This is a genomic window from Bacteroides mediterraneensis, assembly GCF_016900355.1.
GTDB lineage: Bacteria > Bacteroidota > Bacteroidia > Bacteroidales > Bacteroidaceae > Phocaeicola.
This window is the reverse complement of the sequence record NZ_JACJKA010000001.1, coordinates 177,130-202,352: the sequence shown is the minus strand read 5'-3', so window position 1 is coordinate 202,352 and position 25,223 is coordinate 177,130. Positions and strand designations below refer to the sequence as shown.

At 48.3% G+C, this 25,223-nt stretch carries 20 protein-coding genes and 2 tRNA genes; 8 read left to right on the top strand and 14 right to left on the bottom strand.

The genetic code is table 11. From position 1 onward, the window contains the following. Nucleotides 1–3 precede the first annotated feature (3 nt). From H6A28_RS00805 to H6A28_RS00785, 5 genes are read right to left on the bottom strand one after another with little or no spacing between them, the layout of a single operon-like run. On the bottom strand, nt 4–1,656 hold the full coding sequence (locus H6A28_RS00805) for a S41 family peptidase (RefSeq protein ID WP_239465210.1): 1,653 nt from the start codon (nt 1,654–1,656) through the stop codon (nt 4–6). A 5-nt stretch (nt 1,657–1,661) separates the two neighbouring features. After that, the gene (locus H6A28_RS00800) at nt 1,662–2,096 is read right to left on the bottom strand and encodes a dCMP deaminase family protein (RefSeq protein ID WP_022354294.1); all 435 of its coding nucleotides are present in this window, start codon (nt 2,094–2,096) and stop codon (nt 1,662–1,664) included. Between the two features lie 11 nt (nt 2,097–2,107). Then, nucleotides 2,108–2,584 carry a DUF4847 family protein gene (locus tag H6A28_RS00795; protein ID WP_204475104.1) on the bottom strand — a complete coding sequence of 159 codons (477 nt, stop codon included), beginning with the start codon at nt 2,582–2,584 and terminating at the stop codon, nt 2,108–2,110. Nucleotides 2,585–2,592: 8 nt separating this feature from the next. Next, nucleotides 2,593–4,632 (bottom strand): M3 family metallopeptidase, encoded by a 2,040-nt coding sequence (locus H6A28_RS00790; protein WP_204478576.1) that lies wholly within the window; start codon nt 4,630–4,632, stop codon nt 2,593–2,595. Nucleotides 4,633–4,655: 23 nt separating this feature from the next. Continuing rightward, complete coding sequence (locus tag H6A28_RS00785; RefSeq protein WP_204478575.1) at nt 4,656–5,342, bottom strand: Crp/Fnr family transcriptional regulator; 687 nt, start codon at nt 5,340–5,342, stop codon at nt 4,656–4,658. Nucleotides 5,343–5,523: 181 nt separating this feature from the next. Here H6A28_RS00785 and H6A28_RS00780 point away from each other — a divergent pair, with 181 nt between their 5' ends. From H6A28_RS00780 to H6A28_RS00770, 3 genes are all read left to right on the top strand, one after another. Continuing rightward, complete coding sequence (locus H6A28_RS00780; RefSeq protein ID WP_204475110.1) at nt 5,524–6,123, top strand: MarC family protein; 600 nt, start codon at nt 5,524–5,526, stop codon at nt 6,121–6,123. A 70-nt stretch (nt 6,124–6,193) separates the two neighbouring features. Beyond that, nucleotides 6,194–7,264: a tRNA 2-thiouridine(34) synthase MnmA gene (gene mnmA, locus H6A28_RS00775; RefSeq protein ID WP_204475112.1), complete on the top strand. Its 1,071-nt coding sequence runs from the start codon at nt 6,194–6,196 to the stop codon at nt 7,262–7,264. A gap of 14 nt (nt 7,265–7,278) precedes the next feature. Continuing rightward, nucleotides 7,279–8,379 (top strand): tetratricopeptide repeat protein, encoded by a 1,101-nt coding sequence (locus H6A28_RS00770; RefSeq protein WP_204478574.1) that lies wholly within the window; start codon nt 7,279–7,281, stop codon nt 8,377–8,379. 197 nt (nt 8,380–8,576) lie between these two features. Here the strand turns inward: H6A28_RS00770 and H6A28_RS00765 are convergent, their stop codons facing one another. The 3 genes from H6A28_RS00765 to H6A28_RS00755 form a co-directional block, all read right to left on the bottom strand. After that, nucleotides 8,577–9,230, bottom strand: a complete 654-nt coding sequence (locus H6A28_RS00765; RefSeq protein ID WP_204475116.1) for an HAD family hydrolase — start codon at nt 9,228–9,230, stop codon at nt 8,577–8,579. 6 nt (nt 9,231–9,236) lie between these two features. Beyond that, complete coding sequence (gene folB / locus H6A28_RS00760) at nt 9,237–9,608, bottom strand: dihydroneopterin aldolase (RefSeq protein ID WP_204478573.1); 372 nt, start codon at nt 9,606–9,608, stop codon at nt 9,237–9,239. A 106-nt stretch (nt 9,609–9,714) separates the two neighbouring features. Then, on the bottom strand, nt 9,715–12,258 hold the full coding sequence (locus H6A28_RS00755; RefSeq protein ID WP_204478572.1) for an adenosylcobalamin-dependent ribonucleoside-diphosphate reductase: 2,544 nt from the start codon (nt 12,256–12,258) through the stop codon (nt 9,715–9,717). Nucleotides 12,259–12,686: 428 nt separating this feature from the next. Here H6A28_RS00755 and H6A28_RS00750 point away from each other — a divergent pair, with 428 nt between their 5' ends. Then, on the top strand, nt 12,687–13,427 hold the full coding sequence (locus tag H6A28_RS00750; RefSeq protein WP_204475120.1) for an NADPH-dependent oxidoreductase: 741 nt from the start codon (nt 12,687–12,689) through the stop codon (nt 13,425–13,427). Between the two features lie 55 nt (nt 13,428–13,482). On the opposite strand, the gene dnaA is transcribed toward H6A28_RS00750, so the two are convergent. The 4 genes from dnaA to H6A28_RS00730 all read right to left on the bottom strand — a co-directional run bounded on the left by dnaA (nt 13,483) and on the right by H6A28_RS00730 (nt 17,443). Further along, on the bottom strand, nt 13,483–14,898 hold the full coding sequence (gene dnaA, locus H6A28_RS00745; RefSeq protein WP_204475121.1) for a chromosomal replication initiator protein DnaA: 1,416 nt from the start codon (nt 14,896–14,898) through the stop codon (nt 13,483–13,485). 304 nt (nt 14,899–15,202) lie between these two features. Beyond that, nucleotides 15,203–15,352, bottom strand: a complete 150-nt coding sequence (locus H6A28_RS00740) for a hypothetical protein (protein WP_204478571.1) — start codon at nt 15,350–15,352, stop codon at nt 15,203–15,205. Then, complete coding sequence (locus H6A28_RS00735; protein ID WP_204475123.1) at nt 15,333–16,220, bottom strand: MlaD family protein; 888 nt, start codon at nt 16,218–16,220, stop codon at nt 15,333–15,335. The genes H6A28_RS00740 and H6A28_RS00735 overlap by 20 nt, the downstream gene beginning before the upstream one ends. A 23-nt stretch (nt 16,221–16,243) precedes the next feature. Beyond that, entirely contained in the window at nt 16,244–17,443 is a 1,200-nt protein-coding gene (locus tag H6A28_RS00730) for an N-acetylmuramoyl-L-alanine amidase family protein (RefSeq protein WP_204478570.1), read from the bottom strand. 166 nt (nt 17,444–17,609) lie between these two features. Here H6A28_RS00730 and folD point away from each other — a divergent pair, with 166 nt between their 5' ends. The 3 genes from folD (at nt 17,610) to H6A28_RS00715 (ending at nt 18,759) form a co-directional block, all read left to right on the top strand. Beyond that, nucleotides 17,610–18,488 carry a bifunctional methylenetetrahydrofolate dehydrogenase/methenyltetrahydrofolate cyclohydrolase FolD gene (folD, locus tag H6A28_RS00725; protein WP_204478569.1) on the top strand — a complete coding sequence of 293 codons (879 nt, stop codon included), beginning with the start codon at nt 17,610–17,612 and terminating at the stop codon, nt 18,486–18,488. An 88-nt stretch (nt 18,489–18,576) separates the two neighbouring features. Further along, nucleotides 18,577–18,650 (top strand) — tRNA-His (locus tag H6A28_RS00720). 35 nt (nt 18,651–18,685) lie between these two features. Then, nucleotides 18,686–18,759, top strand: a tRNA-His gene (locus H6A28_RS00715). A 225-nt stretch (nt 18,760–18,984) separates the two neighbouring features. Here the strand turns inward: H6A28_RS00715 and gdhA are convergent. Continuing rightward, the gene (gene gdhA / locus H6A28_RS00710) at nt 18,985–20,322 is read right to left on the bottom strand and encodes an NADP-specific glutamate dehydrogenase (RefSeq protein WP_204475126.1); all 1,338 of its coding nucleotides are present in this window, start codon (nt 20,320–20,322) and stop codon (nt 18,985–18,987) included. 209 nt (nt 20,323–20,531) lie between these two features. On the opposite strand from gdhA, the gene H6A28_RS00705 reads away from it, so the two are divergent. After that, a complete protein-coding gene (locus H6A28_RS00705) occupies nt 20,532–23,498 on the top strand; it encodes a PEP/pyruvate-binding domain-containing protein (protein ID WP_204478568.1) in 2,967 nt (988 codons plus the stop codon). Between the two features lie 98 nt (nt 23,499–23,596). On the opposite strand, the gene H6A28_RS00700 is transcribed toward H6A28_RS00705, so the two are convergent. Next, nucleotides 23,597–25,219 carry a RagB/SusD family nutrient uptake outer membrane protein gene (locus H6A28_RS00700; RefSeq protein WP_204475128.1) on the bottom strand — a complete coding sequence of 541 codons (1,623 nt, stop codon included), beginning with the start codon at nt 25,217–25,219 and terminating at the stop codon, nt 23,597–23,599. Nucleotides 25,220–25,223: the final 4 nt, after the last annotated feature.

The window sequence follows — 25,223 nt, the reverse complement described above, 5'->3', positions numbered from 1 at the left end:
ATCCTATTTCTTTTTCTCGTTGGAGGCCTGTACCTCAGGAGCCTTTGGGAAAGATTCTCCCTTTTCTAAGATTTCCACCGCTTTCAAAACCGTTTTATCGGTTTCATTCAGGTATTCCACATACGCTTCCATGCCCAGCATGTTGTAGATAATGTTTCCGTAAAGGCTCATTTCAAACAGCCGGCGTGATTTGGCCATCAGGTTGTTGCGGCGTTTCAATCCTTTCTTTTCTGCCCATGCCGCAAATTTGTTCAGCAGGTTCTGCTTTTTCAAGTATTCCTCCATCTTTTCCGGTATGTCATATTGCTGTAATGTGCTCCGGTTCTGATCGGTATATTCGAAAGTATAGCGGATAATCAGTCCACGGTTGGCTGCCATGCGGAAATAAGACGTCATGCCGGTGGTGTCCTGTGGTACGAAGATATCAGGCATGATACCGCCACCTCCGTAAACCGGACGTCCCAAGCGGGTGTGGTAGACTTCGGTTTCGTTCTGTTTGATGCTGTCGGCTGAGAAGAACTCTCCGTGTTCGTAGCGGGTGAGTAAATCCAGTTCATATTCCGATTCTTTTCCTTTTTCGTAGGGCTTCTGGATGCAACGTCCCGATGGCGTATAGTAACGGGCGATGGTCAGACGGATGGCAGAGCCGTCGCTGAATTCAATAGGTTGCTGTACCAGTCCTTTTCCGAATGAACGGCGTCCGATGATGGTTCCGCGGTCATTGTCTTGGATGGCTCCGGCAAAAATTTCGCTGGCAGAAGCAGAGCCTTCGTCCACCAATACCACGAGCGGCATTTTCTGGTTGCTGCCTGTACCGTTGGAACTGTAGTCTTCGCGCGGGGATTTGCGACCCTGAGTATAGACAATCAGTCGGTTGTTGGGAAGGAACTCGTTGACCATCTGGATAGCTGCCGCCATGTAGCCTCCCGTGTTTCCACGAAGGTCGATAATCAGTCCTTCACAGTTCTTTTGGTTCAGTTTGGCCAGGGCTATCAATAATTCCGGATAAGTGGTTTCACCGAATTTGTTAACCTTAACATAGCCTACTTTTTCGTTAATCATGTAGGCCGCATCAATGCTCTTGACCGGAATGTTGCCACGTACTACCGTGAAGTGCAGCAATTCCTTTTCGCCCGGGCGGTATACCCCGAGTTTGACCTTGCTGCCTTTTTCGCCTTTCAGCCGTTTCATGGCTTCTTCGTTGGTCACGATTTTTCCTACGAAGGCAGAGTCATCAACTTCTACGATGCGGTCGCCCGCCATCAGGCCTACTTTTTCAGAAGGACCTCCCTGAATGACGTTGTTCACGTGAATTGTATCGTCCTGGATGGTGAACTGAATACCGATACCGCTGAAACTTCCTTTCAAGTCGGCCGTGACGGCTTCCAGGTCTTTGGCTGGAATATAGGAAGAGTGCGGGTCGAGTTCGGAAAGAATCTGCGGCATGGCTTCTTCCACTAGGTCACTGATGTTGACCGTATCTACATACTGGTCGTCAATGATGCGCAGCAAGGCATTCAGTTTATTGGAAGAGGTATTGATGATGCCCAGTTTGTTGCCGGAAAAATGATTGGCATAGAATGTACCGATGGCGATGCCTGCAATCAGGGCAATGGCCAGCAGAAACGGAATGAGGCGTGTTCGGTTATTTTTCATAATTTTTATTCATTTGGGTTAAGGTATACAACTTCAATATGGGCTCGTTTCAATAAGTCCAGTCCGTCTTCCAGACGGTATTTTTCGGCATAGACCACCCGCTTGATGCCGGCCTGAATAATCAGTTTGGCACATTCGATGCACGGGGAGGCAGTGACATACATGGTGGCTCCCTCGCTGCTGTTGCTGGAACGGGCAATCTTAGTGATGGCGTTGGCCTCGGCATGGAGCACGTAAGGACGAGTCACTCCGTTTTCGTCTTCACACACATTTTCAAATCCAGCCGGTGTGCCGTTGTATCCGTCTGAGATAATCATCTTGTCCTTGACAATCAATGCCCCCACCTGACGCCGCTTGCAATAGGAGTTCTCGGCCCAGATGAGTGCCATACGCATATAGCGTTTGTCCAGTATTTCCTGTTTATGTTCTGATGGTTCCATAATGCTATAGCCTAATCGTTAAATCCTTTGGGATAAAATTGAATATAATGATTCTTGTCGAGGTTGAACAGCTTGATGAGCCGTGAACTACCCCGATAGAATTTTGCACTGCTTATTTCGTCATAAAAAGTCTTGTCCAGTCCGCTGCGGTTTCCGTTAGGCTTCAACTGGATGGAGAAGCTCTGGTCATCTCCGTTGGCACTCCATGTGCCGGTAAAGGTGAAACTGCCTCCTTTTCCTTCCACCGTACCGTCTTCTTTGAAAATGATGGTGTATTTGTCTTGGTCATCATTGATTCTGGCCAGTTCATCCCGTGTCAACGTGGGAGTGTAATTGTTGTTGTCGCTTTTCCAGTCACTGGTGTTGTAAGAGCCGCTCCAGTGCCATGTCTGTCCACTCGCGAAAATTTCATAAACATCGTCTTTCTGGTTACATCCTGCCAGTAATAGGAGTAACGTAAAGAACCAGGAGATTCTGAATGTTTTCATTTGTATGTTCATTTTATTCCATTTCTTTTTAACAATGCGTCGATGGTCGGTTCCTGTCCGCGGAAACGCTTGTAGAGCGTCATCGGGTGTTCGGTACCCCCTTTCGACAGAATATTTTCGCGGAAGGAGCGTGCCGTTTCCGGATTGAAGATGCCTTTTTCCTTGAATACGGAAAACGCATCGGCATCCAGCACTTCCGCCCATTTGTAGCTGTAGTATCCGGCAGAGTAACCTCCCGACATGATGTGACCGAACTGTACGCTCATGCAAGTGTCGTCCAGCTGTGGCAGCAGTTGGGTGCGTTGCCAGGACGCTTTTTCGTATGCTTTCACATCTCCTTCAAACGGAGTCTGGCGGGTATACCAGGCCATGTCGAGCAGTCCGAAGCTGACTTGGCGCAAGCAAGCGTAGGCCACGTTGAAGTTCGAGGCGTCTACAATGCGCTGGACCAGTTCTGCCGGAATGGGCTCTCCTGTCTGGTAGTGACATGCGAATGTATTTAAAAATTCTTTTTCTATGGCAAAGTTTTCCATGATTTGTGACGGAAGTTCCACAAAATCCCAATATACGTTCGTGCCGCTCATGCTTTGGAAGCGCGTATTGGCAAACATACCGTGCAAGGCATGGCCGAATTCGTGCAGGAAGGTGTTGACTTCCGAGAAAGTCAGCAAGGCCGGCTTGTCTTTCGTGGGCTTGGTGAAATTCATGGTCACGGAGACGTGCGGGCGACTGTTGGTGCCGTCGTCGTCTATCCATTGTTCCTTGTAGCTGGTCATCCAGGCACCCGAACGCTTGCCTTCTCGCGGATGGAAGTCGGTATAGAGCACGGCCAGGAAGCTTCCGTCGCGGTCGAACACTTCGTAGGCTTGTACATCGGGATGGTAGACTGGTATTTCTTTATTTTCCTTGAAGGTGATGCCGTAGAGGCGGGTGGCCAGTCCGAATACGCCGGCTTTTACGCGGCTCAGTTCAAAATAGGGGCGGAGGGCTTCTTCGTCCAGACTGAATTTCCGGTTTTTCAGTTTCTCGGCATAATAGGAGAAATCCCATGGCATCAGTTCAAAGTCGTTTCCTTCCAGTTCGCGGGCCAGCGTGCGGATTTCTTCTACTTCCTTTTGGGCCACTGGTGTATAGGCATCCAGCAAATCGTTCAACAGTTTGTAGACATGTTCGCTGTTTTCGGCCATACGTTTTTTCAGTACATATTCCGCATAATTGGAGAAACCCAACAGCTGGGCCAGTTCCATGCGCAGGTTGACCAACCGTTTTACGATGTCGAGGTTGTTGAATTCGTTGTCGTGACAGCACTGGGTGTTGTAGGCCATGTACAGCTGTTTACGCAGGTCTCTTCTGTCGCTGTATTTCATGAAAGGCACGTAGCTGGGAGCCTGCAAGGTGATGATCCAGCATCCGTCTTTCCCTTTTTCGTGAGCGGTATGGGCAGCAGCTTCCACAGCACTTTCCGGCAGTCCGGCCAGGTCGTCTTCCTGTGTCAGCACCAGTTCGAAACTGTTTGTTTCTTTCAGATGGTTCTGTGAGAACTTCAGGGTCAGGCTGCTCAGTTCCATGCTCAGTTTGCGGAAGGTAGCCTTGTCTTCTTCCGAAAGATTCGCTCCGTTACGGACGAATCCGTCGTACGATTTTTCCAGCAGCTGGCGTTCTTCCGGGGTCAGTGAAAGGTTTTCTCTTTGGTCGTACACTGCTTTTACGCGAGCAAACAAAGCTTCGTTGAGGCTGATGTTGTTAGCGTGTGCCGAAAGTTCAGGCGTCATCTTTTCGGCCACGGCCTCCAGTTCGTCACAGGTCTCCGCACTCAGCAGGTTGAACAACACGGTAGTTACCCGGTCGAGCGTCTTTCCGGCGTGTTCCAGTGCCAGAATCGTGTTCTGGAAGGTCGGTTGTTCCGGATTGCCGGTGATTTGCTGAATCTCTTCGTCTTCCTGTCGCATGCCTTCCCGGATGGCCGGTTCATAATCTTCTATCCGTATTTGCGGGAAGGGAGTGGTGTGATGCAGCGTATGATAGGGTTGTAAAAATGGATTGTTCATAAGTTTTCAGTAAAAAGTTAGATTTATTCTTTTTGGTTCAAAAGTTGAACCACATCTCTCAGTTCAGGAATGCTGAACGTGCGTCGTCCCAGTTGGATGAGGCCCTGTTTCTGCAAGTCGTTCAGCACGTTTGATACGTTGATGCGCGTGTCGTCGATGAGCCGGGCCAGGTCTTCCATACGGATAGACAGTTTCTTGGGGCCGTAGGGTGTCATGCAGCGCAGCAAAAGGAAGTTGATGATTTTATCGCGTGTCTTCCCGATATGGGCATTCCACAGCTTGTTATAGATTACTTGTCCCCGGTTGCTCAGCATGTTCAGGTAGTTCAGGTTGAACACTTCGTAGCGGCACAACTCGTTGAGGATATAAGATTTCTCAATGTGAAGCGTGTTGACTTCAGTCAGTGCCGTATAGGAGGCCGTGTAATACGTACGCATACCAAACAGGGAGTAGGGCTCAATGACGTTCGGACTTTTAAAATTTTCCCACAAGGTATATTTGTGGGACGGGTCGTTGGATTCTATCTGTACATCTCCGTCGAGGACGAAAATAAGTTGGTCGCACGGACTATCCTGTTTTACCACGCAGCTTCCAGGTTCATATTTATTGAAGTGAATTTTTACTTTTTCCAGAATGTCGGTGAAGTCGAATTTCGACATTCCTTGAAACAGAGGGAGCTGTAAAAGCTTATCGTACATTGTCAATTCCATCTCTCGTTAACTTTATTAAGTTATCTTTTAACATACAAAGTTAAGTATATTTCTGTACTGTAGCAGTTCCTTTCTGATAGGTTTTATCTTTTTTATCCTTTCTTACGGTCTGATAATGTTTGTGGATTCTTGCAAGTGTATGAAAAAATGATAACTTTGCAAAAGTAATTGGAATATAACAATGATTGGATTTAATTTTCAACAGTTTTTGAGCGCCTTCATCGTTCTTTTTGCCGTGATTGACATTATTGGTTCTATCCCTATTATATTGGATTTGAAGCAAAAAGGAAGGCCGGTGAATGCGCCGAAGGCTACCCTTATCGCTTTTGTCCTTCTATTGGGATTTTTCTATGCCGGCGATATGATGCTGCGCTTGTTTCAGGTAGACATCGCTTCGTTTGCGGTGGCAGGTGCGTTTGTCATCTTTTTGATGTCGCTGGAAATGATTCTGGATATCGAGATTTTCAAGAATACAGGCCCTATCAAAGAGGCCACGCTGGTGCCTCTGGTGTTCCCTTTGCTGGCAGGTGCGGGTGCATTTACCACTCTGCTGTCGTTGCGGGCGGAATATGCGCCAATTAACATTGTACTGGCGCTGATATTGAATATGGTATGGGTCTATATTGTGTTGAAACTGACCGACCGCATCGAACGGATGCTGGGAAAAGGTGGAATCTATGTGATTCGTAAATTTTTCGGCATCATCTTGCTGGCTATTTCGGCCCGTTTGTTTACGGCAAACATTACGTCTCTCATTGAACAGTTCCAGGCTTTGAAGTGAGATATACCTTGAAAAGGGTATTGGGCATTTGGATGGTGAGTGGTATATTTGCCGCCAAAAAAGAACAGACATGAAAATAGCAGCATTGATTTCGGGAGGAGTGGACAGCGCGGTAGCGGTACATCTGTTGTGTGAGCAAGGATACAAACCTGACTTGTTTTACATAAAGATTGGGATGGATACGGATGAGGAACTGACGTGTACGGCAGAAGAGGATATAGAACTGGCTTCTGCCACTGCCCGTAAGTATGGACTGCCGTTTCATATCGTCGATTTGCAGAAGGAATATTGGGAGAATGTAGTGGCCTACACGATAGACAAGGTACGACGTGGACTCACTCCCAATCCGGATGTGATGTGCAATAAACTGATCAAGTTCGGTTGTTTTGACCAAAAGGCCGGACATGACTATGATAAGATAGCTACAGGACATTATGCTTCTACACTTGTGGAAGATGGACATACGTGGCTGGCAACAGCCAAAGACCCGGTGAAGGACCAGACGGACTTCCTGGCACAGATTGATTATCTGCAGGTGTCCCGGCTGATGTTCCCGTTGGGTGACTTGCGGAAAGAAGAAGTACGGGCATTGGCCCTCGAAGCTTCTTTGCCCAGCGCCAGACGGAAGGACAGTCAGGGTATCTGTTTCCTGGGAAAGATAAACTACAGTGATTTCATCCGTCGTTTTCTGGGCGAACGGCCGGGACCGGTCGTAGAACTGGAGACCGGGAAAATCATCGGGCAGCATCGCGGATACTGGTTCCATACCATCGGCCAGCGAAAGGGGCTGGGCCTTGGAGGTGGACCATGGTTCGTGGTAGGCAAGAACGTAGAAGAAAACATTATCTATGTGTCGCATGGTTATGATACAGAAAAGCAGTTTGGCTATTCCTTTTACCTGAAGGACTTCCATTTCATTACATTGAATCCTTGGAAAGAACCGGAAACTGAAATTTGTTTCAAGATACGCCACACGGATACCTTTCAGACTGGAATAATCCGTTTCTCGGATAACGGATTGCAGGTGTCCAGCAGGGAGCCGATACAGGGGATAGCCCCTGGACAGTTCGGGGTGATTTATGACAAGGATGCTCGCCTGTGCATCGGCAGTGGCGAGATAAGAACGAAGGAATTTTTTTAACAGAAAGGCTGACTATGCGAATTTCTTTTCAACTGAACGCGTCGGGTTCTTTTCGTATGAAGGAACTCATCCGCAAATTGGAGGTGCCGATCAAGGTGACACTTCAGGGCACGTATCAGGGAAAAAATCTGTATTATTTTCATCGTCCGGAATATTCTACCACTTCATTTGCCATTTCAGATGACGAGAAGGGACGGGTGTTGGTGGCTATGGACGGATTGGCTTCTTATGATGATTACAAGTTCTTTCCTTATCTGATTGATACATTGGGGTTGTATCTGAACGGACATAGCCCGAAACTGGTATCGGGAGAGGATGGAATGTCTTATTCTGTGTACGAACGTCTGGGAACGCAGTGGATAGAAGATTGTATCGGGGAGGAAATTGCTTCCCTGAAGGTGGTGCTCTCGGTCATCCCCCGTTGCTATCTGGAACTGCCGAAAGAAGGGATTTGTTATGTCTCGTTGGAGCAGTTGAAGCAATATGGGGTGAACCTTCATTCTTCCACTTCGCGTATTTATGGCTATATTCAGTATCTGTTGCGAAAGGGCTGGCTTTCGGAGGCTACCCGCGAGGAGTTCATGGCCGACAGCCTGGCGTATGCCATGGATGTGGAGGTGGATGTACCTCAGCATGTGTCAATCGGCCGTGTCAAGTCCTGGCAGTCAGACGGCACGGAGGCCTGGGAAAGCTTTTCGCAGGAAGATGTGGACATGTTGCTGGAACTGGGAAAGGAATACCGGGAAGGAACTCGCGTGGATGGAGTGGTGCTGAACGACATCGGTACCTTGTATCAGGAAGGAGTCGGCGTAAATTCCGATGGCTATGAAGCTGAATTCTGGTTCAAGGAAGCAGTACGGCAGGGCGATATGACCTATGCTTCGGTCAATCTGGGCGATTTGTACCGTAAGGGATGCGGTCAGTTGCCGGTTTCGTTGCCGCGGGCTTTCGAGGCTTATCGCCATTCGTCCGACCCTTATGCCTTTTATCGGATTGGACAAGGATACGAAGAAGGTTGGACTGGTGCTCCCGACCTGCATCTGGCCATGTTCTGGTATAAGAAAGCTGCCCAGGCAGGACATCATCTGGCACTGAAACGGCTCTCAAAGTCGTGAATTTTCTCTTCTCGGAAAACGACGAAGCGTTTGGACTGAAACGTCCTTGCGTTTAATATAAAACGCCTTTGCGTTTTACCTGAAATGTACTTGCGTTTGAAGTAAAACGTAAGGGCGTTTGGGGAAGAACGCAAAGGCGTTTTTTTTTAGGGTGTATGGCGCGCTCCTTGTGAAGATGCTCGCCGTCTGGAAATCTGTTATAGTTGCAGGAAACGACTGATGTCTTCCGGCTTTTCCGCCAGCAGGTCTGGGTGGAATTCCTGCAGTTCACTCTTGGGGCGGAATCCCCAGCATACGCCGATGGTGGTGACGCCTGCGTTGAGGCCCGTCTGCATGTCGACTCCGGAGTCGCCGATATACACTACTTCTTCCTTGCTGACTCCTGCCAGCTGGATAATCTCGTTTACGACTTGTGGGTCAGGTTTGGTCGGTACGTTTTCCCGCTGCCCGAAAACTGCAGTGAAACGGATGGCCGGAAAATATTGCCCGATGAGCTTGGCGGTGGCTTCCTGGTATTTGTTGGATGCGACTGCTATCTGGATGTGATGTTGTTGCAACAGATTGAGCAGGTCTTCAATGCCGGGATAAGGGCGGCTTAAATCTGCATTGTGTACGTTGTAGTAAGGTACGAACTTCGACCGGATACGCAGGACGTTTTCCGGAGTTCGGTCTGCTTCAGGAAGTGCCCGTTCAAAAAGTTTGTTGATGCCGTTGCCCACAAAGAAACGGTAGGCGTCCGTCGAGTGGGTAGGATAGCCGAACTGGGTCAGGGCATAATTGGTGGCTGCGGCCAGGTCGGCAATGGTGTTTAGTAAAGTTCCGTCCAAATCAAAAATCACAAGTTTTTTCATATCGCGTTAGTTTTTGGTATAAGTTGATTCCACTCCGGTTTTCTCGCAGTCTGCTCCCATGGGAGGGTTTTGTTTGAACAGGGCAATCTTGACTTCCGTGAGGGTAGGAAAGTCGCGGAACAGCCGTTCGGCAATGCGTTGGATGACGTGTTCCAACAGCTGGGAAGGCTGCTGCATTTCTTCTTTTACGGCCTGAAATACCTCGGCATAGTTGAGGGTGTATTGCAGGTCGTCGGTCTGCGACGCGCGGCTGAAGTCTGTTTTCAACCGCAGGTTGAGAGTGTACTCGGCACCGATCTTGTTTTCCTGTGGCAGCACGCCGTGGAACGCATATAGTTTCAGCCCGTTCAGGCAAATGTACATGTCAGATTGTTTCATAGGGAAGTAGATAGAAGAGAGGCATGAATTAGGCGTGGCTGCGGTACAGCCTTCTGCCTGATTCATGCCTGAAAATAAATGAGTAAAGTCACTCGTATGTAAGAGTTTATCCGCAGCGTGAAGAACCACAGGTCTTACAGATCAGACAGCCTTCCTGATATACCAGCGTTTCATGACCGCAGTTCGGACATTTCACGCCTTTGGCTTCTGTTCCGTCTTGTACGTATTTCTTCAAGGCTCTTTCCACACCGTTCTTCCAGGTGTTGATGCTTTCGCTATCCAGCTGCAGGGAGCTTACCAGCTTGATGACCTGTTCAATCGGCATTCTCCAGCGGAGCACTCCTGAAATCAGCTTGGCGTAGTTCCAGTATTCCTTGTTGAACTTTTCAGAAAGTCCTTCGATGGTCATCTTGTAACCGCGCTTGTTTTCAAACTGGAAGTCGTAGTGCTTGGTTCCGTCTTCGTCGTAGCTCTTGATGATACGTCCGGAAGTGACTGACTTCGGCAGTACGATGCCTTCTTCGTCATCCTGCAGACCAGTAAAGATTTCGTAAGGTCTTCCGTCGAGCAGGCCGACAAAAGCCACCCATTTTTCCTTGTTGTTTTGGAAACGTACCACATCGGCTTCCAGCACTTTCGGGCGGACTTCCACTACCTGGGGCGGTTTGCAGCGGCATTCTTCCTCTTCTTTCTTGTCTTTCTTCTTGGTAGAGAGCAGTACGCCGGCACGAGAACCGTCACGGTATACAGTACAGCCTTTGCAACCAGAACGCCATGCTTCTACGTAAAGCTGGTTGACGAGGTCTTCGCTTACGTTATTCGGCAGGTTGATGGTAACACTGATAGAGTGGTCTACCCATTTCTGGATACGGCCCTGCATCTTCACTTTCATCAGCCAGTCTACATCGTTGGAAGTTGCTTTGTAATAAGGTGATTTGGCCACCAGTTCGTCAATTTCTTCCTGCGTGTAACGCTTGTCTGGATCGTAACCGTTTACCTTCATCCAAGTCAGGAACTTGTGGTGGAATACGATGTATTCTTCGAAAGCGTCTCCTGTTTCATCCACAAAATCTACATGTACGTTGGTGTCATTCGGATTGACTTTCCGGCGGCGTTTGTACACCGGCATGAATACCGGTTCGATACCAGAAGTTGTCTGTGTCATCAAGCTGGTGGTACCGGTCGGTGCGATAGTCAGGCAGGCGATGTTGCGTCGGCCATACTTCTTCATTTCTTTGTACAATTCAGGGTCAGCCTCTTTCAGACGGTTGATGAACGGGTTGTTCTTTTCACGTTCTGCATCGTAGATTTCGAAAGCGCCACGTTCCTTGGCCATGTTCACAGAGGAGCGGTAGGCTTCGAGCGCGATGGTCTTATGTACTTTTTCAGAGAAATCGGTAGCTTCTTCTGTGCCGTAGCGCAATCCCATGGCAGCCAGCATATCGCCTTCTGCAGTGATACCTACACCGGTACGGCGTCCCAAACCTGACTTGTGGTAAATCTTTTCCCACAGGTGACGTTCGGTGCCTTTTACTTCCATGCTTTCCGGGTCAGAATCAATCTTTTCAAAGATGCGTTCAATCTTTTCCAGCTCCAGGTCGATGATGTCGTCCATGATGCGCTGTGCCAGTGCCACATGTTTCTTGAACAGGTCGAAGTCGAAGTAAGCTTCCGGAGTAAACGGATTGACTACGTATGAATACAGGTTGATGGCCAGCAGACGGCAGGAGTCGTACGGACACAATGGAATTTCACCGCATGGATTGGTAGAAACCGTACGGAAACCTAAATCGGCATAGCAGTCGGGCACAGACTCACGGATAATGGTATCCCAGAACAATACGCCCGGTTCTGCCGATTTCCAAGCATTGTGTACAATCTTCTTCCACAAGGTAGAAGCATCGATTTCTTTGGAAACCATCGGGTTGGGTGAATCAATCGGGTACTGCTGTATATAAGGCTTTCCTTCTACAGCAGCCTGCAGGAAGGCATCGTCCAGTTTGACAGATACGTTGGCTCCCGTCACTTTGCCTTCCGTCATCTTGGCGTCGATGAATGCTTCTGAATCCGGATGCTTAATGGACACGGTCAGCATCAGTGCTCCGCGGCGTCCGTCTTGAGCCACCTCACGGGTTGAGTTAGAATAGCGCTCCATGAACGGAACGAGTCCGGTAGAGGTCAGGGCAGAGTTCTTCACAGGAGAACCTTTCGGGCGGATGTGCGACAAGTCGTGTCCCACACCTCCACGGCGTTTCATCAGTTGTACCTGTTCTTCGTCGATACGGATAATGGCTCCGTAAGAGTCGGCATTTCCGTCAAGTCCAATCACAAAGCAGTTGGACAGTGAGGCAATCTGATAGTTGTTTCCAATTCCAGTCATCGGACTACCTTGCGGTATGATGTACTTGAAATGGTCCATCAAATCAAAAAGTTCCTGAGAACTGAGTGCATTCGGATATTTTGCCTCGATACGGGCCACCTCATTGGCGATTCGCCAATGCATATCCACTGGAGATTTTTCATAGATGTTTCCAAAAGAGTCCTTCACGGCGTATTTGTTTACCCAAACGCGGGCCGCCAGTTCGTCTCCATTGAAATACTCCAACGAAGCATTGAACGCTTCATCGTAGCTGTACGTTTTCTTTTCCACGGTTATTTGTATATGATTTGTTTTCAATAAAAGTCAGTGTAATATGTAGAAGCTCGTTTTATTTCCAACAAACGTTTGCAAAGCTAAAGATGTTTTTTTAATTCACAAAATAAAAAGAGAAGAAGTTATTAACAAGGTGAGTGGTTTTCTGTTTTTATTCTTTATTTTATTGATAATTAAATATATATGGATTTTGTCTTGTTGAAAAGTTTTCCATTTTAGAAAACTTGGTGAAGTTATGGTTGTTTTTTATCATTCGGAAAAGTACAGGGATTTTTGTCGGTTTCCAGGCCTCTGCACTCAGCTTTCACTATCTTTAAAGAAGATAGGATGCGCCTCGGCAAAGTCAAATTAGAAAACTGTGTTTTCTATTTGCCTCTGCACTCAGCTTTCATTATCTTTGTACATATATATAAAGCCGATATAATATGGAATCAATAAAGAACAGACGGACCATTCGCAAATATACGCAGGAAGATGTGCCTGCCGAATTGCTGAATGAATTGCTGGAGGAAGCGTTTCGGGCCTCCACCATGGGAAATATGCAGTTGTATAGTGTGGTTGTAACGAGGGATGCGAAAATGAAGGAGCGCTTGGCTCCTGCTCATTTTAACCAGCCGATGGTTACTTCGGCTCCGGTTGTGCTGACTTTCTGTGCCGATTTTAACCGGTTCAGCAAGTGGTGTGAACAGCGGAAGGCAGAACCAGGCTATAATAATTTCATTTCTTTCCTGAATGCGGCGACCGATGCCTTGCTGGTGACACAGAACTTCTGTACGCTGGCTGAAGAGAAAGGATTGGGTATCTGTTATCTGGGAACTACCATTTATAATCCTGATCAGATTATCGATTTGCTGAAGCTTCCGAAACTGGTGGTTCCGGTGGCTACCATTACGGTAGGCTATCCCGATGAATGTCCCGCACAACCCGACCGTTTACCTATTCGGGGCATCATCCATGAGGAACAGTATCATGACTATACTCCAGCAGAGATAGACGATATTTATGCGTATAAGGAAAGCTTGCCTGAAAACAAGCATTTTGTGGAAATCAATCACACCGAGACGCTGGCCCAGATTTTCACGGATATCCGTTACAAGAAATCAGATAATGAATATATGTCGGAAGGCTTGAAAAAAGTATTGAAACGGCAAGGATTTGATGATTGAGGGTATCAGGATGGGTAAAAAAAGAGGTGGCTTGAATTTCAAGTCACCTCTTTTTTTATCTCATTCGAAGACTGGTTTCTATTTCTTCGATTTCTGCCTTAAATGCTTTGTCTACATCTACCTGGTCTTTTACAATCTTGCAGGCATGCAACACCGTGGCGTGGTCTTTGTTGCCTATCAGCTGGCCAATCTTGGAAGAAGAGGTATCGGTATGTTTCTTCGCCAGATACATGGCTACCTGTCTCACCTGTACCACTTCCCGCTTGCGGGTCTTGGTGTGGATGGCTGTTTCATCAATTTTGTAATGTTCGCACACTTTCGTGATGATGTCGCTTACGGTCATCGGTTTGCTCTCGGCGCATTTCACTGCCTTTCTCACGATGTGTTGTGCCAAGTCAAGATCGATTTCCCGTTTGAACAAGATGGACTGGGCCAACAGTGAATTGACGATACCTTCCAGTTCACGCACGCTCTCATTCACGCTCTCTGCAATGTAGCTGATAACCGATTCCGGGATGACCAGTCCGTCACGCTTGATTTTGTTGCGCAGGATGTTCTTCCGGAGTTCGATATCCGGTTTCTCCAGTTCGGCCACCAAGCCCCATTTGAAACGGGTGAGCAGACGGTCTTCCATTCCCTGCAGCATGACGGGCGCACGGTCTGAAGTCAGAATCAGTTGCTTTCCGTTCTGGTGAAGGTGGTTGAAGATATGGAAGAACGTGTTTTGCGTTTTGGTAACCCCTGCAAATTCCTGTATATCATCAATGATCAGCACGTCGATTGTCTGGTAGAAGCTAATGAAATCATTGAAGTGATTGGTTCGCACAGAGTCGGTGTATTGCACCTGGAAAAGATGAGCGGATACATACAGTACTCGTTTTTCCGGATACAATTCCTTGATTCTTGTACCGATGGCGTTAATCAGATGGGTTTTTCCCACTCCCGAGGGGCCATAGATAAACAAGGGGTTGAAGGTACGTGCCGGGTTCTGGGCAACGGTCTCTGCCACTGTCCTAGAGAATTCATTGCTGTTTCCTTTAATGAAGTTCTCAAAGTTATAGTTCGGGTTCAGATGAGGATCCAAATCCTGTGGAGCCGGAGCCTGCAAAGGATTCGGTGCCTTGTTTCCGTTGTACACAGGAGCCTGTTCCGGCAATGCGGAAGAGCGTTTTGTGCCTTCTATATTGACTGTGATATGGTTGGTCTTATCGGTCAGGATAGAGTACATCAACTCCGTGCCTTCACCTATTTCTTTATAGATGGCGGCGCGCAGCAATCCCACGTACTTTTCTTCCAGATATTCATAGAAGAAAGGACTTGGGACGCCGATTGTCAATGCCTTTTCTGTATCCTCATATTTTAAAGGTACGATAGGCTCAAACCATGTTTTAAAAGCCGTAGCATTTACGTTGTCTTTGATGAATGCCAGACACCGGTTCCACAATGCAACGGCTTGGTTATGTTCAATCATACGTGCGTTGTTATTAATAAAGCGAAACTTCTACGTTTGCAAATTTCGTAATGAAATTTCAGAAAAACAAATGCCTTTTTGCTTGCTTTTTATTTTGATAAATTAAGTTGTTGATAAATAAGATGTTACAGGTTTGTTAAATTCCTTGTTAAAGAGAAATGACTTGTGAATCTATAATGTCTTGCTTATCAATTGGTTAGTGTCTCTCCTTTTTGGCGTGATTCCCCTTCGTTTGATATGGTTTGTCTTTGAAAATCATGTATTTGAGATTCTTTACTTTTCTTCTTTGGGTATTCCTTTCTATTTAGATTGTTTCTATATAGTGAGGCTGATGCTTCTTTGCCAAAGGATTGTCGTGGTTTTCTTCATAAGAAGGCAGGAAATCACCTTTGGAACCGATGATTTCCTGCCTTGCCGATAGGAATGAGATTTCCTTATTTATCTTTTTTCCCAAACAGAGAGAAGTGTACGTACCGTTTCGGGTGTTCCTGCAAGTCTTTCAGGAGAGAAGCTGCATTGGCTGAGGTGGCATTCAGGTTCTGATACAGCGCATCGTCGTTTAACAGGAGTCCGATGGAATTATTCTTGCTGCTCAGCTTTTCGGTCAGCATGTGTACGTTCTGCAAAGTAGAGTCCACCTTTTGGAAGGTAGCTGCATAGTCCACCCCTTTCAGGTTCTCGCTGATTCCTTTCAGGTTTTCCGTGATGGTAGTCACGTTGCTGGTCAGTTGCGGAATGTCGCGGCTCATCAGGCTGTGCAGTTGCGTGCTGGTGGCATTGAGTGAAGCCGTCAGCTTTTCTGCATTATGCAACGTGTTTTTCAAAGCCGGATCTGCTAACAGCTGGTTTAGGGAGCCCAAGATGGAATCCAGTTTCGGCATCATCTGCTCCACTTTCGGCAGCAGTTCCTGTTCCGCTTTGCCCAGGATGCCCGTGTTGGCTGTACCTTCGATGGTGTCGCCGGGATTCATGTAAGTGGCAGCTCCATGTTTGAGCAGCATGTTCATCTTGACAGTTCCTAACATTTCAGTCACCAGTTCCGCCTTACTTCCGGTCGGGATACGCATGTCCTGATCTACTTCAATTCCTACCACCACATGGCCCGGCTTCTGGTAGTTGTATTGCAGGTCGCGTACAATACCTATCTTGAAACCATTGGCGAATACCGGGCTCGACAGAGCCAGTCCGTTTACATCGGTAAAATCCACATAATAGTAGCTTTCCGGTTTGAACATACTGATTCCTTTCAGGTAGTTGATGCCGAAAAAGAGAATCAACAATGCGCCGATTCCAGCTAATCCGATTTTTACTTCTTTCTTCATATTTTTTTCTTTTTCTTTTTTTATTATCTGTTTCGTTTGAATTCTCGTATGGCTTGATTGATGTTCATTTTCTGTCCGTCTTTGAACGCAATGATGAAGGCATCCTTGAATTTGCTGTCCACCTTGGTGCGTTTGAGGCGGAGAATCTTGTTGTAGTTTGTATCTGCTCCGTAAGTATACTTGATGATTCCGTTCTCTTCGTAACTGTCCACTGGAGTAAGCCCTTTGAACTGCTTGCTTTTGGCTGGCAGTTTGCGGCCGGAAGTCAGTATCTGTATTTTGAATACCGGTTTCCCTGTTATGGTGGCTGATTCGGACTTCTGCTTGGTAGTGCGCTGTTCGCGTACGGTGGGCATGGGTGCGGAAGATTCTACGCTGACTATTTCTTCTTCTGCAGGCGTGGCCGAACTGTCAGTGTCAGCCACTGGTTGGGAGGCTACGCCTTTTTTCCCTGCTTTGTAATTCAGAAAGGCACGGTAGATACTTTTAGCCAGGGTAGAGCTGCCTTGGTCTGACATTAGGTAAGCTTCTTCAGTAGGGTTCGTAATGTAGCCCAGCTCAATCAGTACACTCGGCATGGACGTGGCACGCAAGACCAGAAAGCCGGCTTGGTGCACCCCTTTGTCTATGCGGTTGGCATTTCGGAACCCTCGTTGCACTTGAGTGGCAAAGCTGACGCTTTGGGCCATATTCTTGTCTTGCAAGAACTCAAAAATGATGTAGCTTTCCGATGAATTCGGGTTGAATCCCGCATATCGCTGCTTGTAGTCATCCTCAATGAGAATTACCGCATTTTCTTTTTTTGCTACTTCCAAGTTTTCCTGAGTACGGTGCAATCCGAGGGTATAGGTCTCTGTGCCGCTGACGCTTCTGTTTTTAGAGGCCACCGAGTTGGTGTGGATGGAAATGAAAAGATCCGCCTTGGCATCGTTGGCGATTTCAGCCCTTGTGTGCAGCGGGATGAACACATCTCTGTCTCGGGTATAGACCACCCGCGTGTCCGGACAGTTTTGTCGGATCAGCTTTCCTAATTTGAGAGCTACGCTCAGATTGATGTTTTTTTCCTTTCCTCTTTTGCCCACCGCTCCAGGGTCATGACCTCCGTGTCCGGCATCAATCACGACGGTAAAGTGAGTATCGGCAGCATGTATTTGGGGGGATAGGCTGAAAGACAGCCACAAGCTAATGGCAATGAACAGTATGTCGAATCTTCTCCTCTGCATAATTTAAATAACGTGGCAAAGTTAATATTTTTTTGTCGACTAACTTTCTGTTGCCCGAAGATTTATTCCCTTGCTGTAATAATTGCTATAAAAACCGAAAAATGAGCAGGTCTTTGCCGTAAAATTCCTACTTTTGTATAAATCATAAAATTAGAAAGGAGTATTTATGACATTAATCGACGGAAAAGCAGTTTCTGAACAAGTGAAAAAGGAAATCGCTGCCGAAGTGGCCGACATTGTGGCAAAAGGAGGCAAGCGTCCTCATTTAGCTGCCATCTTAGTGGGTCATGATGGAGGGAGTGAAACCTATGTAGCGGCAAAGGTAAAAGCCTGCGAAGTGTGCGGATTCAAGTCTACGTTGATCCGCTACGAATCGGATGTGACAGAAGAAGAACTTTTGGCCAAAGTACGTGAATTGAATGCCGATGCCGATGTGGACGGATTCATCGTACAGCTTCCGTTGCCTCCCCACATTTCAGAACAGAAAGTGATAGAGACCATTGATTACCGGAAAGATGTCGACGGATTCCATCCCATCAATGTGGGACGTTTGTCTATCGGACTTCCTTGTTACATTTCAGCCACTCCCAACGGCATCATGGAACTTCTGCGTCGTTATCAGATTGATACGCGCGGAAAGAAATGTGTCATCTTGGGCCGAAGCAATATCGTGGGAAAGCCGATGGCCATGCTGATGATGCAGAAAGCCGTGCCGGGCGATGCCACTGTCACTGTATGCCACAGCCGCAGCAAGGATTTGGTCAGAGAATGCCAGGAGGCCGATATCCTGATTGCTGCCATGGGACAGCCTAACTTCGTCAAGGCCGATATGGTGAAAGAAGGAGCGGTCGTTATCGATGTCGGTACCACTCGTGTGCCCGATGCATTCAAGAAATCAGGTTTCAAGCTTACCGGCGACGTGAAGTTTGACGAGGTGGCTCCCAAGTGTTCCTACATTACTCCCGTACCCGGTGGAGTAGGGCCGATGACCATCGTTTCTTTGATGAAGAATACGCTGTTGGCCGGGAAAAAAGCAATATATTGAGATTTTAGAGGATTTTTTCGATGAAATGTTTGCAGTTTCGAAAAAATCCTCTACCTTTGCAATCGCTTTTGAAAAGGAAGCCAACATGGTGACTATAGTTCAGTTGGTTAGAGCGTCAGATTGTGGTTCTGAATGTCGTGGGTTCGAGTCCCACTAGTCACCCTCCTTCATTTTTTAACGTTTTTCATGCCAACATGGTGACTATAGTTCAGTTGGTTAGAGCGTCAGATTGTGGTTCTGAATGTCGTGGGTTCGAGTCCCACTAGTCACCCACAGAAAAAGGTCTTGCAGTTGCAAGGCCTTTTTTTGTATCCCTTCTTCTCTGACAGCGCATAAAAAAGCGCTATCTGGCCTTCACAGGCTGGATAGCGCAAGCTACAATACAAAATACAAATACAACTAAACGAGATTTTGTGCTAAAATTAAAGCTTTCAAAGATAGGAATAAAAGTTTACCTATCCTGAGGATTCATATGTAATTTAAATATCCTTAATATTCAGACAATTCCCTGAGCCATCATGGCATGAGCCACTTTCATGAATCCGGCAATGTTGGCGCCCTTCACATAATTGATGTATCCGTCGCTTTCCGTACCGTACTTCACGCACTGTTCGTGAATGTTGTGCATAATCTGGTGCAACTTGTCGTCCACTTCCTGTGCGGTCCAGCTCAGGTGCATGGCGTTCTGGCTCATTTCCAGTCCGGAGGTAGCCACTCCGCCCGCATTGACCGCCTTGCCCGGTGCATACATCATTTTGTGTTCAATGAACGCATCGATAGCTTCCGGTGTACATCCCATGTTGGAGATTTCACCTACACAGAGCACGTGGTTCTTGATCAACTGCTGTGCATCTTCGCCGTTCAGCTCGTTCTGGGTAGCGCAAGGCAGTGCGATGTCCACTTTCACCTCCCACGGGCGGCGTCCCGGCACGAAGGTAGCTCCCGGGAATTTCTCCGCATACGGGGCCACGATGTCGTTGCCCGAAGCACGCAGTTCCAGCATGTAGTCAATCTTTTCTCCCGAAATGCCGTCCGGGTCATAAATGTAACCGTCCGGTCCAGAGATGGTCACTACTTTGGCGCCCAACTGAGTAGCCTTGGTGGCAGCTCCCCAAGCCACGTTACCGAAGCCTGAGATGGCCACAGTCTTTCCTTTTATTTCAATGCCCTTCGCATCGAGCATGTGTTTCACGAAATACAAGCCTCCGAAGCCTGTTGCTTCCGGACGAATCAGCGAACCGCCGAATTCCAGTCCCTTACCGGTAAAGGTGCCGGTAAATTCACGCGTCAGCTTCTTGTACATGCCGAACATGTAACCCACTTCGCGTCCGCCTACGCCGATGTCACCGGCCGGCACGTCCATGTCCGGACCTAAGTGGCGCCACAGTTCCAGCATGAAGGCCTGGCAGAAACGCATGATTTCCGCATTGCTCTTTCCGCGCGGAGAGAAGTCGGAGCCTCCCTTGCCGCCGCCCATCGGCAGCGTGGTCAGTGCGTTCTTGAAGGTCTGCTCAAATCCTAAGAATTTCAGGATAGACAGGTTGACCGAAGCGTGGAAACGGATACCTCCCTTGTACGGGCCGATGGCGTTATTGAACTGCACGCGATAGCCCAGGTTGGTTTGCACTTCCCCTTTGTCGTCCACCCATGTGACACGGAAGGTGAAGATACGGTCGGGTTCTACCAGCCGTTCAATGATTTTGGCCTTTTCAAATTCGGGATGTTGGTTGTAGATATCTTCGATAGAAAGCAATACTTCCTTGACTGCCTGAAGGTACTCGGATTCACCTGGATGCTTGGCTTCCAGCGATGACATGATTTTGTTAATATCCATAATCAAATAATTTAAGGTCTGACAAAATGAAATGTTTTGTATCTGCAAAGATAGGAATTTACCTGTATTGGCAAAGCTTTTCCCCTTATTTTTCGATTGTGAGCTTGAATTTTGATAGTTTTTCACCAACGCTCAAGAAAGATTTGCAAAAATCCCGTGAATTTCCGATTTTTGCTTTTATAAATGTCAAAAGCCTAAATGAAGATACTATGTTAAGCAACCTGAGAATTAAACTCCGTCAGCTTTATTTCAAGGATACGCAGTTCGCCAACCTCATGACCAAGCGCATTTTCAACGTGCTGTTAGTGGCTAATCCCTACGATGCGTTCATGTTGGAAGACGATGGCCGCATCGATGAGAAGATATTCAATGAATATATGAACCTGAGCCTGCGCTATCCTCCCCGTTTCACCCAAGTGTCAACCGATAAGGAGGCATGGGAGCAGTTGCGCAATACCATGTTCGACCTGGTTATCTGTATGCCCGGTTCCGACAACAGCGATACCTTCGATATTGCCCGCGACATCAAGCAGGCCTATCCCCACTTGCCGTTGGTAGTGCTGACTCCTTTTTCGCATGGCATCAAGGAACGGATGGAGCACGAAGACCTGAGCATCTTTGAGTATGTGTTCTGCTGGCTGGGCAACACCGACCTGCTGGTGTCCATCATCAAGCTGATTGAGGACAAGATGAACCTGGAACACGACATCCAGGAAATCGGCGTGCAGATGATTCTGTTAGTGGAAGATTCCATCCGTTTCTATTCGTCCGTGCTGCCCAACCTCTACAAGTTTGTGCTCCGCCAGAGCCAGGAGTTTGCCACGGAAGCCCTGAACGAGCACCAGCGTACGCTGCGCATGCGCGGACGTCCCAAGATTGTGTTGGCCCGCTCGTACGAGGAAGCCATGGAACTATATGACAAGTACGAGCACAACATGCTGGGAGTCATTTCCGATGCCCGTTTCCCCCATGAAGGCGTGAACGATCCGGAAGCCGGCGTGACTTTCCTGCGTGAGATACGCCGTCGCGACCCCTTCATCCCGCTGATTCTACAGTCGGCCGAAGAGAGCAACCGCCGCTATGTGGACGAACTGGGCGCCGTGTTCATCGACAAGAACTCCAAGAAGATGAACATCGACCTGCGCGAAGCCGTGTCGGATAACTTTGGGTTCGGTGATTTTATCTTTCGTGACCCTCATACCATGAAGGAAGTGGCTCGCATCCATAACCTGAAAGAACTTCAGAATGTCATCTTCGCCATTCCGGCCGAATCCTTCCTCTACCACATCAGCCGCAACCACATCTCGCGCTGGCTGTATTCGCGTGCCATCTTCCCGGTGGCCGAGTTCTTGAAACAGATTACGTGGGAATCCCTTCAGGATATCGATGCACACCGCCAGATTATCTTCGAGGCCATCGTGAAATACCGCAAGATGAAGAACCAGGGCGTGGTGGCCGTATTCCAGCGTGACCGTTTCGACCGCTATTCCAACTTTGCCCGCATCGGTGATGGTTCTTTGGGAGGAAAGGGGCGTGGACTGGCCTTTATCGACAACATGGTGAAGCGCCATCCCGAGTTCGATGAGTTTGAGAATGCCTCGGTCATGATTCCGAAAACCGTGGTACTCTGCACCGACATCTTCGACGAGTTCATGGACTCCAACCAGCTCTATCAGATTGCCTTGAGCGATGCCGCCGACGATGTGATTCTGAAAGCCTTTCTCCGGGCCAAGCTTCCCGACAACCTGGTGGAAGATTTCTTCGCCTTCTTCGATGCCGTCAAGGCCCCGATCGCCATCCGCTCGTCCAGTCTGCTGGAAGACTCGCACTACCAGCCGTTTGCCGGCATTTATTCCACCTACATGATTCCTTATCTGGACGACAAGTACGAGATGCTCCGTATGCTGAGCGATGCCATCAAGGGCGTGTATGCCTCCGTATATTATAAGGATAGCAAGGCCTATATGCAAGCCACCAGCAACGTCATCGACCAGGAAAAGATGGCCGTCATCCTTCAGGAAGTGGTCGGCACTCAGTATGGCGACCGCTACTATCCGGCCATCTCCGGTGTGGCCCGCTCCGTCAACTATTATCCCATCAACGACGAATTGGCTGAAGAGGGCACGGTGAGTCTGGCATTAGGACTCGGAAAATACATTGTCGACGGCGGACTTACTCTGCGCGTCTGTCCGTACCATCCCACACAAGTACTACAGACCAGTGAGATGGAGATCGCCTTGCGCGAGACCCAGACCCGCTTCTATGCCCTCGACCTGAAAAACTTAGGACAGAACTTCTCGCTCGACGACGGGTTCAACCTATTGAAGCTCCATGTGAAAGATGCCGAAGCCGACGGGGCCTTGAACTTCATCGCCTCGACCTACGATCCTTATGACATGGTGATTCGCGACGGACTCTATCCCGGTGGGCGCAAGCTCATCACCTTTGCCAACATCCTTCAGCATGACGTATTTCCGCTGGCCCGCATCCTCCAGCTCGTACAGAAATACGGTCAGGGCGAAATGCGCCGTCCGGTCGAAATCGAATTTGCCGTCAACCTGGATGCCCGCACCAAGAGCGGGGTGTTCTATCTGCTGCAAATCCGTCCGATGGTCGACGTGAAAGCCGGATTGGAAGAGGACCTGAGCCGGATACCGGAAGAAAAACTTCTGCTCAAGAGCGAAAACTCATTGGGTCACGGGGTGATGGACGACATGCAGGATGTCATCTACGTCAAGACCGAAGGCTATTCTGCTTCCAACAACCAGCTGATAGCCTACGACATTGAGAAACTCAACCGCCGTTTCCTCGACGAAGGCAAACATTACATTCTGGTCGGTCCCGGGCGCTGGGGCAGCAGTGACACTTGGCTGGGTATTCCCGTGAAATGGCCGAACATTTCCGCTGCGAGGATCATCGTGGAAGCCGGTCTCACCAATTACCGGGTAGACCCCAGTCAGGGCACCCATTTCTTCCAGAACCTGACCTCCTTCGGGGTGGGCTATTTCACCATCAATGCCTACATGAACGACGGCATCTACAACCAGGCATTGCTCGACCGTATGCCAGCCGTAGAAGAGACCAAATTCCTCCGCTGGGTACGATTTGAAAAGCCGCTTATCGTGAAGATGGACGGAAAGAAGAAGCTCGGTGTGGTGGAATTGCCGGAAAGCTGATGCTTTTCTTAAAATAGAAAGCTCCCTTATTTCCTTCTCATATTAGGTTGGGAAATAAGGGAGCTTTTTTTATCCGATTATTCGGAGGAGTTGGCTTCTTATTGCGGATTCTGAACCAAATTACTGTTGGTCAGCATGGCCTTGTTCGGAATCGGGAAGAGGTTTCTGTTCGGGTTGCTCTTGTCGTGTGAGAACCAAGACTTCGTGGTGAAGACTCCAAAACGGATCATGTCCTGACGGCGTCTGCCTTCCTGACAGAATTCCCATCCTAATTCGTCCAAGAAACGGCCGTACTTGATGTCCGCTCCGCCTTCGTGAGTTTCCATGTTGGTATCCCGGCGTCCGTAGTCATAGCAGCTTCCGCCTTCCAGTTCCGCATCGGTGACGATGGCTTTGTTCGGGTCTTCGAAAGCACGTTTACGTACTTCAGTGACCAGTGCACCTGCTCCGGGCTGTCCGGAACGCATCAGGGCTTCTGCCTTCATCATCAGTACATCGGCATAGCGGAGCAACGGCCAGTCGTTGCTCAGACGGTTGGTAATGCCTTTGGCATATTCAAATTTACCCCAGCGGTAGCCGTGTCCGGAATCAGAACTTTCAATGGAAGGCACTTCGTTGATGTAGATGAGCTGTCCTTTGCCGTCACTGCGCTGCAACGGTTCGCCGGATGCTGTGAGCTGAGGCCCTTGGATATAATTCTCTTTCAAGCGCAGGTCGTCCGGGTCGAAAGAATCGATGAACTGAGGAATGGCACACACACCTCCCCACGGTCTTTCGGTGAACTGATAAGTATCCTGGTTTTCGGCTGCTAACGTATACATGTGGAAGTCGAAATCATTCCATCCCGTCACGTAGATTTCATCGAACGGAAGGGCGAAGATGATTTCCTTGGAATTCTCGTTCTGAGTGATGAACACGTTTTTCTGTTTTTCTTCCAGTCCGTATTCGTTTGTAGCGTTTGCAAAGTCAATCACGGCTTGACATTCGTCGATGCAGTCTTGCCAGTGAGCTTCTCCGGCCCAGATTTCCGCATTCAGATACATCTTGGCCAGCAGGGTGTGGGCAGCCCACTTGTTGAAACGTCCGTAGTAGTATCCTCTCGGAGTTTCAGAAAGCAGGTCGATATTGTCCTTGATTTCTTTCACGATAAAATCGAACACTTCTTTGCGGGTAGCCTGCTTGGGGAGCGATTCATCCTTGAAGTCGGTTACCAGAGGCACATTTCCATAGAGGTCGATCAGGATGTAATAGTAGGAGGCACGCAACACCTTCAGTTCGGCTATCAATGCAGCCTTGGTATCGTCTTCCACATTGATGGTACCTTCTTCTATCTGCGAAAGGATACGGTTGCAGGTGTTCACTCCGTTGTAGGTACGTTCCCATCCTTGCAGCACACCGTCGTCTTCCGTGGTCCAGGTATGCTGGTGCCAGCGCTTGTAGATGTATCCGTCTACCCATCCTGTACCGTCGCGTGCTGGAATTACATCCTGGTCGGCACACAGTTCCTGTGAGCGTACCACACCGTTCCATTGCAACAAGGTCTCTCTCCAGGGAATATAGGCTGCGTTTACCAGGTAGCTGACTTCTTCTTCTGTCTTCGGAGAGTATTTGCTGGACACTACCTGTCCATAGCTGTCGTCCAATAAGCTGGTACATGCCGTACTGCCGATTAAGGCTGAAGTGAGCAGGCATGTGGAAAATAATCTGATTATATTTTTCATGGTT

Bases quoted from the DNA above. Each gene is read 5' to 3' on its own strand.
- dnaA (WP_204475121.1), bottom strand. From the start codon at position 14,898: ATGATTGAACATAACCAAGCCGTTGCATTGTGGAACCGGTGTCTGGCA.
- folB (WP_204478573.1), bottom strand. From the start codon at position 9,608: ATGAAACAATCTGACATGTACATTTGCCTGAACGGGCTGAAACTATAT.
- H6A28_RS00805 (WP_239465210.1), bottom strand. From the start codon at position 1,656: ATGAAAAATAACCGAACACGCCTCATTCCGTTTCTGCTGGCCATTGCC.
- gdhA (WP_204475126.1), bottom strand. From the start codon at position 20,322: ATGGATATTAACAAAATCATGTCATCGCTGGAAGCCAAGCATCCAGGT.
- H6A28_RS00735 (WP_204475123.1), bottom strand. From the start codon at position 16,220: ATGAAGAAAGAAGTAAAAATCGGATTAGCTGGAATCGGCGCATTGTTG.
- H6A28_RS00785 (WP_204478575.1), bottom strand. From the start codon at position 5,342: ATGGAATTGACAATGTACGATAAGCTTTTACAGCTCCCTCTGTTTCAA.
- folD (WP_204478569.1), top strand. From the start codon at position 17,610: ATGACATTAATCGACGGAAAAGCAGTTTCTGAACAAGTGAAAAAGGAA.
- H6A28_RS00780 (WP_204475110.1), top strand. From the start codon at position 5,524: ATGATTGGATTTAATTTTCAACAGTTTTTGAGCGCCTTCATCGTTCTT.
- H6A28_RS00750 (WP_204475120.1), top strand. From the start codon at position 12,687: ATGGAATCAATAAAGAACAGACGGACCATTCGCAAATATACGCAGGAA.
- H6A28_RS00700 (WP_204475128.1), bottom strand. From the start codon at position 25,219: ATGAAAAATATAATCAGATTATTTTCCACATGCCTGCTCACTTCAGCC.
- H6A28_RS00770 (WP_204478574.1), top strand. From the start codon at position 7,279: ATGCGAATTTCTTTTCAACTGAACGCGTCGGGTTCTTTTCGTATGAAG.
- H6A28_RS00765 (WP_204475116.1), bottom strand. From the start codon at position 9,230: ATGAAAAAACTTGTGATTTTTGATTTGGACGGAACTTTACTAAACACC.
- H6A28_RS00730 (WP_204478570.1), bottom strand. From the start codon at position 17,443: ATGCAGAGGAGAAGATTCGACATACTGTTCATTGCCATTAGCTTGTGG.
- H6A28_RS00790 (WP_204478576.1), bottom strand. From the start codon at position 4,632: ATGAACAATCCATTTTTACAACCCTATCATACGCTGCATCACACCACT.
- H6A28_RS00800 (WP_022354294.1), bottom strand. From the start codon at position 2,096: ATGGAACCATCAGAACATAAACAGGAAATACTGGACAAACGCTATATG.
- mnmA (WP_204475112.1), top strand. From the start codon at position 6,194: ATGAAAATAGCAGCATTGATTTCGGGAGGAGTGGACAGCGCGGTAGCG.
- H6A28_RS00705 (WP_204478568.1), top strand. From the start codon at position 20,532: ATGTTAAGCAACCTGAGAATTAAACTCCGTCAGCTTTATTTCAAGGAT.
- H6A28_RS00795 (WP_204475104.1), bottom strand. From the start codon at position 2,584: ATGAAAACATTCAGAATCTCCTGGTTCTTTACGTTACTCCTATTACTG.